This is a genomic window from Hymenobacter siberiensis (assembly GCF_018967865.2).
Taxonomy (GTDB): domain Bacteria; phylum Bacteroidota; class Bacteroidia; order Cytophagales; family Hymenobacteraceae; genus Hymenobacter; species Hymenobacter siberiensis.
This window is the reverse complement of sequence record NZ_JAHLZY020000001.1, coordinates 2715809-2732828: the sequence shown is the minus strand read 5'-3', so window position 1 is coordinate 2732828 and position 17020 is coordinate 2715809. Positions and strand designations below refer to the sequence as shown.

Here is a 17020-nt window from a genome sequence, read left to right as displayed (position 1 = left end):
GATGTGTAACTGCCTACGCGTAGTTACTTGTTTGCCTCAGCTACCCGTTTTTACCCTCTTTAATCCCCTCAATTTTCACCCCGTTTCCATGAAAAAATCACTACTCTTTTTGGGCCTGCTCGGATTTGCCGGTCACGCCAATGCGCAGGCCCCCTGGACGCTTGTCAATGCTCCCACCAGCAACATCCTGACTCAGTCTAACATCGTTGACCTCAGCACACTCTCGGCAACCGTGGTGTGGGGAGTAACCTCTGATAGGGTGGCCACCGGTGCTCCGGCTTCCATTCCAAGGAATTTTATCCGCAGCAACAATACCGCGGGTGACCAGTTCGACTGGGGCGATATTTCGGTGACCAGTGGCCCGACTAAAAGTGCCACAGTCGGTAATGTTTCTGGTATTAGTGCCACTACTGCAGTCGCCTGCGCCTTTCCGGGCTCCACTTTTGATGGTGCTACCACTTACGGCGGCGAGATTGTGAAGACCACCAACGGTGGTCAGACCTGGGTTAAGAAAACTACGTCTACGCAGTTTACGGGAGCCGGCACTTTCTGCAATTGGGTACACATGTTCAACGCTACCACGGGCGTTTCGCTTGGCGACCCAGCCTCGGCTGCCGGCAGTGCGTTTGAAATTCTGCGTACCACCGATGGCGGTGAGAACTGGGTTCGGGTGACGGCAAACGTGCCGGCCCCGCTGGCGAACGAATACGGCAACGCAGGCGCCTTCTTTCCTTCAAATTCGGCTCCTGGCACCCTGTGGACCGGGCTGGCCTCGTCGAACAACGCCGCGCAGGTGCGGGTGTTCAAAACCACCGACTTCGGGGTGACCTGGACGGCTTCGGGGCTCATTCCGAACATCGTGGGGGCGGTGTCGCAGCTGGCATTCAAGAGCAACAACCTCGACGGTATTGCTTTCGGCTACACCTCGCCGGGTGGTGGCGCTGCTGCCACAGCACTTAACGTGGCCCGTACCAGCGACGGCGGCGCTACCTGGACGGCCATTACGCCGGCCAACAATGCCACTGGCAGCTTCTTCCGCAACGCCATTGACGCCGTGGGTAATACCTACTACAGCACCGGTGCGCGTTTCCCCCTACCTACCACCAATCAGGTTCCGGAAGACTTTGGTACTTCCATCAGCACTGATGGCGTGAACTGGACGAACCTCAACGTTTCGGGTACAACGCTGGCGGCTCCTGGCTATTTCTTCTGCATGGACCTGATTCCCGGCGCTACTGCTAATAACGTAGTAGGCTACGGCGGCCTCTACACCGACCCCAACGGCGCAGGCGGCGTGTACAAATACTCGCGCACCGTGACGGCTACCCGCAACGCGGCCCTGCAGAGCGCGCTGAACGTATACCCCAATCCCAGTACTTCCGGCGTGTTCAACGTGGACCTGGGTTCGGAGCTGAAAACGGGCGCGCAGCTCACCGTTTCTGATGCCCTGGGCCGCCAGGTGAAGTCGCAGACCCTGAACGCGGCCGCCATCGGCGCGCGCAAAATCAGCCTCGACCTGAGTGGCGAGAAAACCGGCGTGTACACCCTGCAAATCCGCACGGACGCTGGCCTGGCTACCCAGAAGGTTGTGATTGACTAACTGCCAGATTACTTTTGAAAAAGGGCCTTTCTCCGCGGAGAAAGGCCCTTTTTTTGTGCCCGCATAGCAGCTGTGTCAGAGCCGGCCGCAAACTCGTTTTCTGCGGCTGGGAAAATGAAAAAATCCGAGGATAAATGGCGCGAAAAATACTCAAAATGGGATTAAATATGTACTTTTGAGTGTTCAGTACCTAGCCGCCCGTGGGGCGGTTTTATGACCTGATTTAATCCCGCCCTCATGAGCGAAACAACAGCAAAGATTCCCCAGTCGGATTATTCGGCCGACAGCATTCAAGTACTCGAAGGATTGGAGGCCGTGCGCAAGCGGCCCAGCATGTACATCGGCGACACCGGGCTGAAAGGTCTGCACCACCTAGTGTGGGAAGTGGTCGATAACTCGATTGACGAAGCCCTCGCCGGGCATTGCGACCTGATTAACGTGACCATCAACGAGGATAACTCGGTGACCGTGCGCGACAATGGCCGTGGCATTCCCGTAGACTGGCACGCCAAGGAAGGCAAGTCGGCCCTGGAAGTGGTACTGACCGTGCTGCACGCCGGTGGCAAGTTCGACAAAGGCTCCTACAAGGTATCCGGCGGCCTGCATGGCGTGGGTGTGAGCTGCGTGAACGCGCTCAGCACCGACCTGAAAGTGACCGTGCGCCGCAACGGCCACATGTACGAGCAGGAGTATAAAATTGGCTTTCCGCAGTACCCGGTGAAGGAAGTGGGCGATACCGACGAGCACGGCACGGAAGTGCAGTTCCTGCCGGACGCCAGCATCTTCACCGAAACCGAATACCGCTATGATACGGTGGCTTCGCGCCTGCGCGACCTCTCGTACCTCAACAAAGGCATCCGCATCACGCTCATCGATCGCCGCGAGAAGCTGGAGGGTGGCGCGTTTCGCGGCGAAGAGTTTTACTCGACCGGCGGCCTGCGCGACTTCGTGCAGTACCTCGACGGCGAGCAGCGGCCGTCGCTGCTTTCGGAGCCCATTTACGTGGAGAGCGAGAAGGGCGGCACGCCCGTAGAAGTGGCCCTGCAGTATAATACCTCGTACCAGGAAAACGTCTATTCCTACGTCAACAACATCAATACCATTGAGGGTGGCACGCACGTAGCGGGCTTCCGCTCGGCGGTGACGCGGGTGCTGAAAACCTACGGCGACAAGAACAAGCTGTTCGAAAAAGCCAAGGTTGAGATTACCGGCGATGACTTCCGCGAGGGGCTCACAGCCGTTATCTCGGTGAAAGTGCAGGAGCCCCAGTTTGAGGGCCAGACCAAAACCAAGCTCGGTAACTCCGAGGTGAGCGGCGCGGTGAACTCGGTAGTGGGTGAAATCCTCACCCAGTACCTCGATGAGAACCCCAACCAGGCCAATCGCATTATGGAGAAGGTGATTCTGGCCGCCAAGGCCCGCATCGCCGCCCGCAAGGCCAAGGACATGGTGCAGCGCAAGGGTGTGCTGAGCAGCAACAGCCTGCCCGGCAAGCTGGCCGACTGCTCGGAGTCGGACCCCGAAATCTGCGAGCTGTACCTCGTCGAAGGAGATTCGGCCGGGGGCACGGCCAAGCAGGGCCGCAACCGGGCGTTTCAGGCCATTCTGCCGCTGCGCGGTAAAATCCTGAACGTGGAGAAAGCCCAGGAGCACCGCATTCTGGAGAACGAGGAAATCAAGAACATGATTACGGCGTTGGGCGTGAGCTTCAACGAGCGCAAGTCGCTGGCATTTACGACCGATGATGACGGTACCGAATCGGGGCCGCTGAACTTCAGCAAGCTGCGCTACCACAAGGTCATCATCATGACCGACGCTGATATCGATGGCTCGCACATCCGTACCCTGATTCTGACCTTCTTTTTCCGCTACATGCGCGAGCTGGTGGACCGGGGTTACATCTACATCGCCCAGCCGCCGCTCTACCTCGTGAAGCGCGGCAAGGAGGAGCGTTACTGCTGGAACGAAGAGGAGCGCATCGCCGCCCAGGCCGACCTCGGACGCGGCAAGCCCGAAACGGTGAACGTGCAGCGCTATAAAGGCCTCGGTGAAATGAACGCCGAGCAGCTCTGGACCACCACCATGCAGCCCATGACGCGTACGCTGAAGCAGGTAACGGTAGAGTCGGCCGCCGATGCCGACCACCTGTTCTCGATGCTGATGGGCGACGAGGTGGCCCCGCGCCGCGACTTTATCGAGCGCAACGCCAAATACGCCAAGCTGGACGTCTAAGACCACGGATTAGCGCGGATTTTAACGGATTTTGTGAATGTGAGGAAGGGCAGCCATTTAGGCTGCCCTTCTTTTTTCGCTGTGCTTTTCTTTTTTGAGGTAGTGGTGGGCTATTGCTATGAGTTGCTGTTGCTGGCTCAGCCGTGCTTGGTTCAGATACTTATATCCACAGCTAGCGTATGCTGGAAAAGATAGGCGTGGCACCTAATGCCGTGGGTACACCGTTTGAGAACGTGGCAGATGCGCGCAGGTTTGTGACCTGCGTCCTGCTATGGGAGCCGTGGGCCAGGCAAATGGCGAAGGTATTGCGGCCAGTTGGTCTGCATTGTTCGTGCTGGAAGCTAAGGCCCTGATTGACCCGCGATTGTTGGTCGAGATTGAGGCCACCGCTATTATTTCCGCGTAAAGTATTATTCGTGGGGCATATTTCACGTATTTTGTCCTGCCATCCTTATCCATTATGAAGCTCTTCAAGTCCTCCGACCTTATCCGCAAAAGCAAGTACATCAGCCGCGACCTGAGTTGGCTGCGGTTCAACTACCGGGTGCTCGACCAGGTGCAGGACGCCAGTCGGGGCCTGTTTGACAAGCTTAAGTTTCTGGCTATCACCAGCTCCAACCTCGATGAGTTTTTCATGATTCGGGTGGGCTCGCTGTATAACTACCTCGATTATGGCAAGGAGCGCATCGACTACTCGGGGCTGCGCGAGCTGCCATTCCGGCGCAAGCTGCTCGATTTCGCGCACCGCTTCGTGAACGACCAGAGCCTGACGTACCTGAATGAATTGCGGCCTAACTTCGAGAAGAACGGCTTCAATATTCTGAAGATGAGCGACCTGACGGAACTGGAAGTAAAGAAGGCCGATGGCTACTTCAAAAACACCGTGTTTCCGCTGCTCACGCCGATGGTGTACGACTCGTACCACGGCTTCCCGCTGATGATGAACCAGATGCTCATCTTCGGGGTCGTTACGCGCATTGGCAACGGCCTGGCCCTGGGGCTCGATGGCGAGGCTGATAAAGGGCAGGAGCGCCTCACCTTCGTGCAGATTCCGCAGAACCTGACCCGGTTTTTCGAGCTCACGCGCAAGGATAAGGTCATTTTTGTGCCGATTGAGGAAGTGGTGCGCGAGTTTCTGCCGCGCCTGTTCCGCAACGTGGATATCGTGTCGGCCGACCTGTTCCGGATTACCCGCAACGGCGATTTCACGCTGGAAGAGTCGGATGACATTGACAACGACTTCATTAAGGAAATTCAGGTGGGCCTGAAAACCCGCAAGCGCGGCCGTGTGGTACGTGTGGAAGTGGAGCCCAACGCCTCGGGTACGCTGATGAACGTGCTGCGCGAGCGATGGAACATTGACAACGGTAACGTATTCGTAATCAATTCGTTGATTGATTTAAAGGGCTTGTGGCAGATTGTGCGCCATCCCAATTTCCGGGGCCGGGCCGCCAAAATGCAGGCTTCGGTACCACCGCTGAGCCTGCCCGAGGGGGCTGACGAAAATCTGTTCGAATACCTCAAGCACCACGACGTGCTGCTGCACCACCCCTACAACAGCATTGAGCCCATGGTGCGGCTGCTGGAGCAGGCGGCGGTGGACCCGCACGTACTGGGTATCAAGCAAACCATCTACCGGTTGGCTGATGACTCGCGCGTATCGGCTGCGCTGCTGAAGGCGGCCGAGAATGGCAAGCACGTTTCGGTGCTGTTCGAAGTGAAGGCCCGGTTTGATGAGGAGAAGAATATTCGGGAAGGCGCACGGCTGGAAAAGGCCGGCTGCTTCGTGATTTATGGCGTGAGCAAATATAAGACGCACACTAAGCTGCTCATGATTATCCGCAAGGAAGGGGAAAAGGTGACGCGCTACGTGCACATTGGCTCGGGCAACTACAACGAGCAGACCTCGCGCCTCTATACCGACGTCAGCCTGCTGACGACCAACGACGTGTATGGCCATGACGTGTCAGAATTCTTCAACGTAATTACCGGCCACTCGCAGCCCGATGATTACGAATACCTCATCACGGCGCCCAAGGATATGCGTCAGCAGCTCATCCACCTCATTCGCGAAGAGGTGAAGCACGCTAAAAAGGGGCATGAGAGCGGCATCGTGATGAAGATGAACTCGCTGGAAGACAAGGAGATTATCGACGAGTTCTATAAGGCGGCGAAGGCGGGCGTGCCCATCCGCTTTATTGTGCGCGGTATCTGCTGCCTGCGGCCGGGGCGGTCGGGCCTGAGCGAGAATATTGAGGTGCGCAGCATTGTGGGCGAATACCTGGAGCACACGCGCCTGTTCTATTTCCACAACGGCGGCGATGCCAAAGTGTACGCTGGCTCGGCCGATATCATGGTCCGCTCGTTCGACCGGCGCATTGAGGCACTGTTCCTGATTGTGAATCCGCAGCTGAAGCGGGAAGCCATTAATATTCTGATGATGAATATGATGGACAATCAGAATAGCTACGTGATGCGCGAAGACGGCGCGTACATCCGCCAGCGCCCCGCGCCCGGCGAGCCGGTGGTGAACGTGCACAAGGATTTCTTCAAGCGCGACGAAGCTCAGCTGGCCACCGCGTCGCCGGAAGGGCTGCTGGCCCTGCTGGGGGTGCAGGCGCAGCGCCGCGCCGATGTGGCGGCCGCCTTACAGGCTTCGGAAGAAGCGGCAGCGCTAACGGTGCTGGAGTCGATTGAGGAAGCTAATACGCGGGACGACACGTTCGGCGAGGGCGGCGAGAACGACTGTGAGCAGGACGAGGCCTGCGAGGACGATGCAACACCCGTAGGGCATATCGACGAGGCCGCCGTGGGCGCGGCGAAGGCGTAGCGAAAGGGGTTTTTTAGGGTAAGCAGGTAAGAGGTTAGGAGTTACCCTCTTACCTGCTTACCCTACCATATCACTCCCTTTCGGCGGGCTGATTCCGTACATCGGGGATGGGGAGCACGGCGGGGTGGCCGCCTTCGGGGTTCATCTCGTCGAAGAATTCTTCAAATAGGGCTTGTAGCATGCCGTCTTTCAGGCCGATGTCGGGCACGACCATGGTGGTGACGTTGGCCCACTGCATGGCGGAGAGGTAGATGTGGCCGGCGGGAATGATAACGTCGGCGCGGTCGGGGTTGAGCATGGCCACGTTCACGCGCTCGGTCATGGTCAGGCCCGAGAGGCGGGTGAGCGTGGCCTCAATGCCGCGGCGGGTGATGTGCTTATCGGGAGCCGAAGAGGTGAGGCTGTAGATTTTATTGATGTTGCCGCCCGTGCCGATGGCGCGGGTAACGTGGTACTGGCGGGCATTGTGGCGTACCCAGGCTTCCATGCGGGCCCAGAGCTCGGCCTGGGCTTCGGTGCCAGCCTCGCCGCTTTCCTCCTGCTGCATGCGGCGGATGGAGCCGATTTCGAACGACTGCGCGGCCACCTTGCGGCGGTCGTGGTAGATGTTGAATTCAGTGCTGCCGCCGCCTACGTCGATGTGCAGGTAGTGGCGCTTGTCTTCCAGCACATGCTCAATGACGCGGTTGATGTAAAAGGCTTCGTCCTGGCCGTCGATTACCTTGATTTCCATGCCCAACTCCCGGTGCACGCGGGCGGCGATAGCCGCGCCGTTGGTGGCCGAGCGCATGGCCGAGGTGGCGCACACCAAGTAGTGGGCCACGTCGTGCACTTCCATCAGGAGGCGTAGCGAGTGCAGAAACTTGACGAATTTCTCCTCCTTGGCCGGCGAAATCTCGCCGGTGGCGAATACGTCTTCGCCCAGGCGCATGGGAAAGCGCACGTACTCAACGCGCTTGAGGCGGTAGCGCCCTTCGTAAAACAGCACGGCCGATATCTGACAACGAACAGCGTTGGACCCAATATCAATGGCGGCGAGCTTGCGAAGGGGGAAATTCATGCAGGAGCGGGGAAAGATGTAAAACCCAAAGGTAAGCCGATGGGCGGGGCTTTGGGAATCGATTTTAGCGGCATGCGGCAGATGCGGGTTGCCTGCTTTTTAGCTGGCTGTCCGCTCGTCGTCGGGGCGTCATTTGGAGCAGCGAGCAGCCTGTTAGCCAAAAACCGGCTATTTACCCGCGTCCGGTATTCGGGCGCTCATTCTGAGGTGAGGTATACTACTCAAAATACCCCTCCGAGGTTCAGGCTGAGGCCGTGCGAGCCATCGGCTCCGAAGGCATAATCGATGGCCAGGGTGGTGTTGGATACCTTGTTGAGGCGGAGGCGCAGGCCAGCCCCGGCGGCGGGTACTACCTTCTCGAAGTGCCGGCTTTGCTGCTCGGTTACGGTCTGGGCATTGGCGAAAACGACGCCGCCCAACAGGCGGTTGCGGGTGATGCCGTAGCGGTATTCGACCTCGCCATAGAGCAGGTCATCGCCCCGAAAACGGCCCTGAATGAAGCCCCGGTCGGTGTTGCTATAAGTGTCCCAGCCGGTGCTGGGCAGGTCGAGGAAGGGCGGGTTGCCGGCAATGGTGACGGCATTGTAGCGCCACAGCGCCAAGATATTAGCCGAGCGCGGCGAGGGGTGCAGGTAGGTGCGGGCGTCAATCAGCAGCATCTGCGAAATATTGGTACTAAGTGCAGAACCATTAGCTTTTAGCTGATAGACTTTCTTTTTCTTGTTTGCTATCAGTTAGTTATGCCAAATGCATCAACTGTTTAATTTGGAGCAAGCACTTACCGAGGGCTTTGAGATTGGTGCGCAGCACGGTGCTTAGGTAGCGGCCACCCTGCGGGTTGATGGCGTTGGCGCGGGTGTCGTGCAGCAGGGCCAGCACCGGGCCGGAGGATACCGATGTGCTCTCAACCCCGAACGGGTAGCGCGAAATTCGGTTCACCTCGCAAAAAGCGTTGCGGCTCACAATGTTCCAGTGGTAGTCGAGCTGGTAGCCCAGGCCCGCGTACCAGGCCGGGGCAATGCGTCGCAGCGCACTTTCGTAAATGCGGAGGTAGTCATAGTTCATACTCACCACGCGGTCGGTGGTACTGGTGTACATGCCCAGGCCGTAGGTGCTTTGCGGATAGCGCATCAGCCGCCAGTCGCCCACAAAATACCAGTGGTTGTCGGTGGTCCAGAGGGAAGACGTGGCCGTGATGATTAGCTGGTCGTTGACGGTGTAGGCGGCCCCGGCGAGTACCGCCGATACATTGGCCCCCGGTCGGGCAAAAGCCAGGCTGAACGCCAGCTGCGCAATGCCGCCGGTTTGCTGCGTGTACCCAATTACGGGCACTATCAGCAGGGCTTTCTGGCCGCGCTGCATCGAAAGCGAATCGTGGGCGGGCAGGCGCGGGAACGCCAGCCGGGTCCGTCCACCACGTCGGCCGAGGCCGGGAAGGGCGGCGTCTGCTGCGCCTGCGCCGCCTGGGCGATGATGCTTAGGGGCCCAGCCCAGCGGCTCCGGCCCGTTTACGCCGTATAAATAAGGCGAAAAGCCAGGAGAACATAATAGGTGAACCGGGAGGGAAGGAGCAGGTTTTGACTGGCTAACCACCCATTTAACCCGAAGGTAGCCCACGGTTATATCGGAAATTCCGGCACTCGCCCAATGGACGGTATTAGTCGACGTGGTGACCGTTGGCCTATTCGAGCGCCGGCCAGCCGCCTGGGTTACTTATCTAGGCGGAAGCCCAGGCCGAACTGGATGAGCGAGCTTTCCACCGACTTCTGGTAAGACACGGCGAAGGTCAGCGTTTCGACCACCGGGGCGATGTAGAAGCCACCGCCGTAGCCGGTGTGCCAGTCGCCGGGCGAGGCGCCCTGGTAGTACACCCGGCCCTGGTCGTAGAAGCCGAACACGCCGTAGTAGAAGGGCAGGAAGTTGTTTTTGACCTGGCCCAGCGCGATGCGCAATTCCGTGTTGTAATACAGGGCAGCGTCGCCGCTGAAGCGGTTGCGGTAGTAGCCACGCAGGCCCTCGTTCTGGCCAATGCTGGCGAATTTATAGAAGGGAATGGCGGCGTCGGGGCCGTAGTTTTTGGCCCCGCCGCCTTTGAGAACGAGCGTAACGGGCAGGCCGATTTTAGCTGTACCGTAATATTCGGCGAAGCCCTGGGTGAGGCCAAAGTTGCTTTTAGTATTGGTGAGCTGGTAGTAGCTGTCGTGCTGCACCCGGATGCGGACGCCGCGCTGGGCAAAGCTGGGGCGGTTGCGCAGGTCAAGGTCGAACACGCCGTTGAGGCCAACCAGCTGCTGGGTGCTGGTGTTGGGGCGCACATCGGCGGGGCGGGTATTAATGGTGCCGAGGTATGTATTGTCGCCGAAGCTACTGATGTAGTTTTCGTACGTTGGCCCCACCCGGATGACGCTGCGCTGCAGGAAGGTGCGCTCCAGAAAGGCATTCACGGTGTAGCCGCGGTAGCGGGCATTGTAGAACTTGTTGTCGTAGAGCGTCTGGTCGAAGCCGGTGTTGTTGCCCAGCCCGAAGAAGCGGTAGAAGGGGAAGTAGCTGCCGTAGCTGGCCGATGCGCCCACATCGACCTTGCCAATGGCGTAGCGGTGCCGGGTGCTGGCTGTGAGCTGAAACAGGCCGTTAATGCTGCCCTGCAAATCAAACGAATACATATTCTTATACCCCGGCTTGCGGAAACCCTGCCGCAGAAACGTAATGCCCGCGCTGGCCCCAAAGCCGTCGTTGGCATTGTAAAACAAGCCGATACTGGGCCGGTACGAGTTGAATTCGAACTGCTCGCGGTCGTACTCGTTCACGCCCGGGCGGGTGCTGGTGCGGTTGTCCGACTCCGGGCCGAGCTGCATTTCGGTGTCGGGTAGGTCGTAGATTTTGGTGCGGGTGCGTAGGCCGGTGGCCGTGGAATTGTCGGTGATTTTGTCCTTGCCATCGCCGCCAATCACGCGCACCAGCACGCTGTGCCTGCCACCCTCGCCGGTGACGGTGAATACATCCTTACCGCCGAGGCCGTAGAGGCACACTTCCTCGGTTTCAGCGGGCTTGAAGGTGCGGTCGAACAGGGCCGGACCCTTGGCGGCGTCGGTGTCGCCGGCGCGGTCAAACATCTGCACGTGCACCTGGCCGTCGGGCAGCCGGTTCACCTGGAATACCTCGCCCTTGTTCGAACCCACCACATCGACGCGGCGGGCCAACAGCAGGTAATATTCATCAATAGCCTTGGGCAGCTCCTGAATGCGGGCCTTCAGCTTGCGGTTGATGTTCTTGCTGGATTTATCCTGAATTTCGGGCGGCAGCTGGGCCGTGGCACCGTCGATGACGGTAGGGGAAATTTTGGCCTGCAGGTACTTGGCGGCGGTCTGCCAGTCTTCGCGGCTCAGATTTTGCAGCAGGAACCGGTCGAGGTGGCGGGCGGGCCAGTTCAGGCTTTTCATGTCCTCAAACTGGTCGTTGAAGCCCTCGATGCTGGGTACGGCCCACTCGCGGTTGGCCAGGTAGCTGAGGAAGCCGTTCCAGAGCGTGAAGCTCTGGTCGCGGTCGCGCGGGATGGGACGGTAGAGCAGGCCGCCGTTGGGCTGCTTGTAGCCGGCCCATTTCCAGTTATCCTCGTGCTTGCCGAAGTCGGCCACCAGCATATCAAAGGCGCGGGCGCGAGCCAGGGCCGGCCCATCCACGCGGTTGTCGTGGTCCTTGTACAGCTTGCGAAATAGGCTGAAGCTGCGGCTCACCTCATCGGAGCCGCCGAAGCCGGGCAGGTTGGGCTTGGGGTCTTTGGGCGAGTCTTCGAGGGTGCCGAGTAGGCCGGCATACTGCTCGCGGTAGCTCCCGAGCTGCTGGTTATCGGGCAGGCGAAACAGGCGCGGGCGGGCATGCAGAATGTCCGTCTGGTCCAGCATGTAGCTGATGGGCAGGTTGCTGTACGGGTTGGCCGTGGCCGTCACGTCGCGCAGCACATCCGAGGCAATGGAATTGCGCAGCTCGGGCGGCAGAATCTTGGTCACGTCCTTGTCCACGGAGCGGAAAACGTACTCCGAGCTGTCGGCCGCAATGAGCTTGAGCGAAGTCGTCTGGCGTCCGCCACCTTTGCCGGTGGGGCGCAGGCCGCCTTTTTCGGTGTTCAAATCCAGCGTTTTCACCGTTACCGGCTGTAGCCAGGCAGCGCGGTAAATTTTCCCGATGAAGAAGTTACGGCTGCCGGTAGGCTTGTACTCGGGGCCGGGCACCACGACGGTTGTGGCCTGGAAAGGAGTGGCAGCAGTTTCAACGGCGGTGACTTTGGGCACGCCAGGGCAGGCATTGATGAACGGATTGATGGGGCCTCTGTCCTCAACAATCAACCCTGAGTGTTCAGGTGTGTCACAGGCAGAACTAAATAAGTTTGCTGTATAAGCAACTTTTGGAGCTTGGTCGCTAGTGCCGAAGGTGAAAACGTGCGTCTTCACGGTGCCATCGGCGAAGTATTCGAGGGTAGTGTAGCCTTCCTCGCTTTTGCTGTAGAGCGACTGGCCCTTGGCCCCCACATGCTCACTTTCTACAAAGCTGCCGCTCACAATGTGGTAGTTGCCCTGGAAAGGAGTGATTTGCAGGCTGAAATCGTGCGCGGCGGCATAAATCACGCCGGGGTTGCTCTGCAACGTGTTCAGTAGCTCCTTGCGTAGCTCCTGGTAGCGCGGGTTGGCCAGGTCGCGCGGGGTGCCCACGTTCTGGCGGTAGGCCGCGTAGATGGTGCCGAATACTGGAGGGCTGAGGTGGCGCGAAAGCGGCTCGTGGCCGCCGTACACGCCGTTGGTCACCACGGGGTGGTGGCCCAGCAGCAGCACGTTCCGGTTCTTGGTTTCGTCAATCAGGTCCTGCAGCTGCTCGCGGAACTCCTGCTTGGTCAGGGTCTTGCAGTCGGTATCGGGCGCTTCGGGCCGGTCGAAGGGGTGCGTGAACCAAGGGGTATTGATGGCCACGAGGCGTACCAGCGGGGCCACGTCTACCACTTCGGGGCCGGGGCAGCCATTGGTGGGGATAAAGGCATTCTGGCCGGGCAGCTGCTTCTCGATGTATTTTTCGAGGCGGCGCACGGCTTTGAGGCCGGCGGGGCCGGAGTTGGCCCAGTCCTTATCGCCGGGCAGGAAATAGATTTTGCCCTGCGGAAGTCCCTTTACCAGGGCAATCAGGTCATCGGCGCGGTCCCGGGCCTGTTGGCTGACGGCGGTATCCCTTTTAGTGGCCAAACCCTCATTTGCCACAATATCACCCAAATGCACTACTGTGAAAGGACCAGTTTGCTGCTCCAGGGTAGCGCGCAGCAGCTTGAGGCGGGTAGCAGGCAGCTCGGCCTGGGCAGTGTTGCCCAGCAGGAAAACAGTGTGGGCCGGGGCCTGGGCGAAGGCAGGAGCAGTAGCGGCGATACTGAGCCCAATAAAAAGGGCGCGAACGTAGCGAAATAGCATAAGCGAAGGGTTAGGGCCTTCTTCTACGGTAGAGAGGCGAAATTTGGTTATTTTAAAGGAGGCTCAAAGCCCAATTTTCCGCTTTTGTTTACCCATTATCTCAGTGATTGCCGAGCATAGAACCGTCTGATACCCTGATTGCCGGACCGGTCCCTCGGGCCTGATGCGCGTTGGCTCCGTGCCAGCGATGCCAGCATTGGCAGCATTTTCCGTCCCTTGCTCATCACGAAGTGGCATGCGAAAACGCAGCGCACCCTACTGCGTGACGGGTAAAACGCTTTGGTGCCGCTACCAATTTTCCGCCGCCCCGCGACTACTCTGCAGCTTGGGCTAAGCAGGCGGCCCTACTTCAGCCAAACAGCTCCATTAGTGCCACGCCGGGCGCCTCCTGTTTGAAAACGGCCACAATGCCTGCCAGCCCAGAAGCAGCAGGCACGGCAGTCCCACCCAAATAGTTTCGCTGGCCAGCACCCGCAAGCCCTTGGCTCCGAAGAAACTCCGGATGCTCAGGGGCGATACCCTGATGGGCCGGAAAGGGAAGAAATAGCGCTCCAGGTGCCAGGGGCTAAAGAAAGCCACGCCCAGCCCGCCAGTTGTCAGGGCATCGAGCAGGCCGTGCGAGGCGGTGGCCAGAAATAGCAGCAGCGCCAGCCGCCCGGTGGCGGGCCGCTGGCCGGGCCGGGCCAGCTGGGCCAGTAAGGTGCCTATTGCAGCCACTACGACGGCCGCCAGCAGCGAGTGCGTGAGCCCCCGGTGCTCCCAAAGGCTGTCGTAGGGCACCCCCAGGCGGTAGCCCACCGAATCTACATCGGGCAAAGCGGCGCAGATGCCCGCCGCTATCCAGTATGGCCAGTGCCGGCGGTTGGGGAGCAGGAGTTTACCCAGGGTGGCCCCCAGCGCGGCGTGGCCAAATGCGGAAGCCATGAGCAGGAATAAAAAGCGACTGGTCCGCCTGCCAAAGGCAGACGGACCAGCGCAAAGAGAATGCGTTTACCAGCGCCGGATAACGCCGTAGTGTTCGAGCAGCCACAGGGCCGCGATGACGGCAACGAGGATGAGGGCCTTGGGCCAGAACTCCCCCCAGAAGCCGCGCGTACTAGATGGCCGGCTCATCTTCGGGGCGCCAGGTGAGTACCATGTGGTGCACCGGCGTTACCACGAAGTCGGGGTGGTGCAGCATATCATCGTGGTTGGCCAGGGCCCAGTCGGTAGCGTCCAGCTCGGTTTCGAACTCCTGCGGAGCCGCGCTAACGGGCTTGAGCACCATATGGTTGGTGTGGTTGGTTGTATCGTATTCGTGCCGGAGGCCGAAGATTCTGTATTTGGTGACGAGTCTGTACATGCCGCTAAGATAGAAAACAGAAGGTATTTGGAAGCGGTTTTTTGAGTAAACTAGCACGCCAGCAGCTCAGCAGGACGTTTTATATGGCTCTTGAACCTTCAAATCGGCGTTACTGCACTAGTTCCTTCAGTACCTTGGGCACGCCCGTGCTGGCGGCTTCCACCACGTAGCGCACGCCGCGCCGGCCGGCTTCGGGCTGGTGCGGGTCGATGACGAAGACGGGGCAGGCAGAGGGGGCGTAGTGCAGCAAGCCCGCCGCCGGGTACACTTGCAGCGAAGTGCCCACGATGAGCAGGGCATCGGCGGTGGCCACGGTTTCGGCGGCTTCCTCAATAGCGGGCACCATCTCGCCAAACCATACAATGTGCGGGCGCAGCTGGTGGCCATCAGGAGCCAGGTCGCCGAGGTTGATGTCGTCGGAGCAGTCGTAGACGGTGGTTTCCCTGGCTACGGAGCGCATTTGGTTCAGCATGCCGTGCAAGTGCAGCACATCGGTGGAGCCGGCTCGTTCGTGCAGGTCGTCCACGTTTTGGGTGATGATGCTCACGCGCCAGCCGGGCTGCTCCTCGAAGCCGGCCAGGGCCAGGTGAGCGGCGTTGGGCTGCACGGTGCGGGCCTGAGCGCGGCGCTGGTTGTAAAAATCGAGCACCAAAGCGGGATTGCGGGCAAAGCCCTCAGGGGAGGCCACGTCCTCAACGCGGTGGTCTTCCCACAGCCCATTGGTGTCGCGGAACGTGCGGATGCCGGACTCGGCCGACACGCCGGCTCCGGTGAGGACAACGAGGTGTTTCATGTTGTAGAGTTAGGGTCTTAGGGGCTTGGTTGAGCGTCATGCCGAGCGCAGCCGGAGCATCTCGCGTGTAGTAGTAAATCAATCGTTGAAAAAGGGTTACTGCCGCACGCTAGATGCCTCGGCTGCGCTCGGCATGACGTTCCTGAAAACGTTCCGGCTTCGTTCATAATAATGCCTGCTCGCTACAGCGTCACTTCGCCATCCTCTTCGCCGTGCCAGAACTTGATGCGCCGGGCCTGCACACGGATGAGCACGATACCGGGCGTATCAATTCCCGTCCTTGAACCAGCGCTTGAGCTCGGGCAGCCAATGTTTTTCGAGGGTGGCGCGTTGGCGAATGAGAGTGGCGGTGCCCACCACGGATACGTACAGCCAATCGGGACCGGAAAAGACGAGGCTGACGTGCGGATTCTCGGTGATATCGCTCACCGTATAGGGTCATTGCACCAAATGCGTAGTTAGCGTTTTCAGGTTGAGCTTAAAAAAACATGTGTCGATTGCTGAATCGGAAGGCCCTTTCCAGGGCCAGGATTCGGTGAAATGATTTACTGGCTGCTCAAATAGTTACAACAGCTTCCTCACAACTTGCCTTATTCAAAGCATGTTATTGGTCAATGCGTTGTGAATATTAGCTTAACTATAGCAACGCTAACTACGCATTTGGTGCAATGGCCCTAGTTTTTCAACGTTTTATTAGGATAATCATTGACTGTAAACAACTCCGCCATTAGTGAGATACCCTTCAAAAAATTCGACTTCCCCGAATTATTCGGTCCAATAATGTTAATGCGGGAAAAATGCTTATATGCACAAACAGACGATTTGCAACAATGCGTCTTGGGATGCTTTTCGGCCACTGCTGAATCTCGCGCATAAATCTAACGCATTATTCCGCACAAGCTTTAATAAATAGATTGACTTGCCCCAGCTTCACGGAAGCGTCGCGGATGCTGCGGAAGTTTTGAATGCGGAGGGAAGTGAGCATGAGAATTGAAGTCGGTGATAGGGCGAAGATAGGCGGCTAGGCTACACTGCGGGCCGGTTGGAACCAAAAACGCGCCGCCGCTCCAGTTACGGGAGCAGCGGCGCGTTTTTAGTAGTGTGGGTTTTGTAGGCAGCGTTTTGGAACGTCGCGACAGGCGCAGGGACGCGAACTACAGCATTCGCGCTACAGGACTTCGTGCTTAGTTGTTTCGTTGCCGGGATAGTCAGCGGTGGTCACGGTAATCTTGTCGCCGGCCAGCGAGTCGTTGTGTGCGGTGGCCACGTAGCGAAACGTCGTGCCGTCCGATTCGGCTACGGCATTGCCTTCTTCTACGGTGCTGCCATCCGGATTCTGAATGAGGACGTGGACGTGGTGAATGGCGAAATCGTCGCTGGCCTGCACCAGAATATCATCGCCCACCCGCCCATGGTAATTGCTGAAATCGACGTTGGTGATGTTGGGGGCATTCAGGTAGTCGGCCACGGCCACGGAGTAGGGCGAGCGCAGGATTTCATCCGTATGCTGTCCGTAGGCCGCGCGGCGTTCGGGGTCGTTGCGCACATCATGGCCATAAAAAGCGGCCTGCTGCACGCGCTGGCGCGGGGTGAGGCCGTTTCTCAGGGGCGGGTTATGAGTGTTCTGACGGAAAACCAGGCCATCCTGATTGGGAAGCGAAGCAGTGTTGTCGGACATGTATGGTGGGATTGATGAGGAGAAGCGTGAAGGTATTG

General features: G+C 59.0%; 13 protein-coding genes. 3 read left to right on the top strand and 10 right to left on the bottom strand.

From position 1 onward, the window contains the following. Nucleotides 1–88 precede the first annotated feature (88 nt). The 3 genes from KQ659_RS12185 (at nt 89) to ppk1 (ending at nt 6662) form a co-directional block, all read left to right on the top strand. A complete protein-coding gene (locus KQ659_RS12185; RefSeq protein ID WP_216688549.1) occupies nt 89–1600 on the top strand; it encodes a T9SS type A sorting domain-containing protein in 1512 nt (503 codons plus the stop codon). A gap of 237 nt (nt 1601–1837) precedes the next feature. Continuing rightward, nucleotides 1838–3832: a DNA topoisomerase (ATP-hydrolyzing) subunit B gene (gene gyrB, locus KQ659_RS12180; RefSeq protein ID WP_216688550.1), complete on the top strand. Its 1995-nt coding sequence runs from the start codon at nt 1838–1840 to the stop codon at nt 3830–3832. 460 nt (nt 3833–4292) lie between these two features. Then, nucleotides 4293–6662 (top strand): polyphosphate kinase 1, encoded by a 2370-nt coding sequence (ppk1, locus tag KQ659_RS12175; protein ID WP_226915540.1) that lies wholly within the window; start codon nt 4293–4295, stop codon nt 6660–6662. A gap of 70 nt (nt 6663–6732) precedes the next feature. Here ppk1 and KQ659_RS12170 read toward each other — a convergent pair whose 3' ends face one another. The 10 genes from KQ659_RS12170 to KQ659_RS12125 form a co-directional block, all read right to left on the bottom strand. Beyond that, a complete protein-coding gene (locus KQ659_RS12170; protein WP_216688551.1) occupies nt 6733–7722 on the bottom strand; it encodes a Ppx/GppA phosphatase family protein in 990 nt (329 codons plus the stop codon). Between the two features lie 221 nt (nt 7723–7943). Then, entirely contained in the window at nt 7944–8381 is a 438-nt protein-coding gene (locus tag KQ659_RS12165; RefSeq protein WP_216688552.1) for a hypothetical protein, read from the bottom strand. 79 nt (nt 8382–8460) lie between these two features. Next, a complete protein-coding gene (locus tag KQ659_RS12160; protein ID WP_216688553.1) occupies nt 8461–9084 on the bottom strand; it encodes a hypothetical protein in 624 nt (207 codons plus the stop codon). Nucleotides 9085–9431: 347 nt separating this feature from the next. Further along, nucleotides 9432–13169 carry a BamA/TamA family outer membrane protein gene (locus KQ659_RS12155; RefSeq protein ID WP_216688554.1) on the bottom strand — a complete coding sequence of 1246 codons (3738 nt, stop codon included), beginning with the start codon at nt 13167–13169 and terminating at the stop codon, nt 9432–9434. 366 nt (nt 13170–13535) lie between these two features. Then, on the bottom strand, nt 13536–14093 hold the full coding sequence (locus KQ659_RS12150) for a metal-dependent hydrolase (protein WP_216688555.1): 558 nt from the start codon (nt 14091–14093) through the stop codon (nt 13536–13538). Nucleotides 14094–14159: 66 nt separating this feature from the next. Beyond that, a complete protein-coding gene (locus KQ659_RS21495) occupies nt 14160–14282 on the bottom strand; it encodes a hypothetical protein (protein WP_262898299.1) in 123 nt (40 codons plus the stop codon). Then, nucleotides 14266–14511, bottom strand: coding sequence for a hypothetical protein (locus KQ659_RS12145; RefSeq protein ID WP_216688556.1), 246 nt, complete (start codon nt 14509–14511; stop codon nt 14266–14268). Before KQ659_RS12145 ends, KQ659_RS21495 begins: the two co-directional genes overlap by 17 nt. Nucleotides 14512–14620: 109 nt before the next feature. Next, a complete protein-coding gene (locus tag KQ659_RS12140; RefSeq protein ID WP_216688557.1) occupies nt 14621–15304 on the bottom strand; it encodes an SIR2 family NAD-dependent protein deacylase in 684 nt (227 codons plus the stop codon). A gap of 267 nt (nt 15305–15571) precedes the next feature. Then, nucleotides 15572–15733 (bottom strand): pyridoxamine 5'-phosphate oxidase family protein, encoded by a 162-nt coding sequence (locus KQ659_RS12135; protein WP_216688558.1) that lies wholly within the window; start codon nt 15731–15733, stop codon nt 15572–15574. A gap of 739 nt (nt 15734–16472) precedes the next feature. Then, complete coding sequence (locus tag KQ659_RS12125) at nt 16473–16982, bottom strand: hypothetical protein (protein ID WP_216688560.1); 510 nt, start codon at nt 16980–16982, stop codon at nt 16473–16475. Nucleotides 16983–17020: the final 38 nt, after the last annotated feature.

Bases quoted from the DNA above. Each gene is read 5' to 3' on its own strand.
- KQ659_RS12185 (WP_216688549.1), top strand. From the start codon at position 89: ATGAAAAAATCACTACTCTTTTTGGGCCTGCTCGGATTTGCCGGTCAC.
- gyrB (WP_216688550.1), top strand. From the start codon at position 1,838: ATGAGCGAAACAACAGCAAAGATTCCCCAGTCGGATTATTCGGCCGAC.
- ppk1 (WP_226915540.1), top strand. From the start codon at position 4,293: ATGAAGCTCTTCAAGTCCTCCGACCTTATCCGCAAAAGCAAGTACATC.
- KQ659_RS12170 (WP_216688551.1), bottom strand. From the start codon at position 7,722: ATGAATTTCCCCCTTCGCAAGCTCGCCGCCATTGATATTGGGTCCAAC.
- KQ659_RS12165 (WP_216688552.1), bottom strand. From the start codon at position 8,381: ATGCTGCTGATTGACGCCCGCACCTACCTGCACCCCTCGCCGCGCTCG.
- KQ659_RS12160 (WP_216688553.1), bottom strand. From the start codon at position 9,084: ATGCAGCGCGGCCAGAAAGCCCTGCTGATAGTGCCCGTAATTGGGTAC.
- KQ659_RS12155 (WP_216688554.1), bottom strand. From the start codon at position 13,169: ATGCTATTTCGCTACGTTCGCGCCCTTTTTATTGGGCTCAGTATCGCC.
- KQ659_RS12150 (WP_216688555.1), bottom strand. From the start codon at position 14,093: ATGGCTTCCGCATTTGGCCACGCCGCGCTGGGGGCCACCCTGGGTAAA.
- KQ659_RS21495 (WP_262898299.1), bottom strand. From the start codon at position 14,282: ATGAGCCGGCCATCTAGTACGCGCGGCTTCTGGGGGGAGTTCTGGCCC.
- KQ659_RS12145 (WP_216688556.1), bottom strand. From the start codon at position 14,511: ATGTACAGACTCGTCACCAAATACAGAATCTTCGGCCTCCGGCACGAA.
- KQ659_RS12140 (WP_216688557.1), bottom strand. From the start codon at position 15,304: ATGAAACACCTCGTTGTCCTCACCGGAGCCGGCGTGTCGGCCGAGTCC.
- KQ659_RS12125 (WP_216688560.1), bottom strand. From the start codon at position 16,982: ATGTCCGACAACACTGCTTCGCTTCCCAATCAGGATGGCCTGGTTTTC.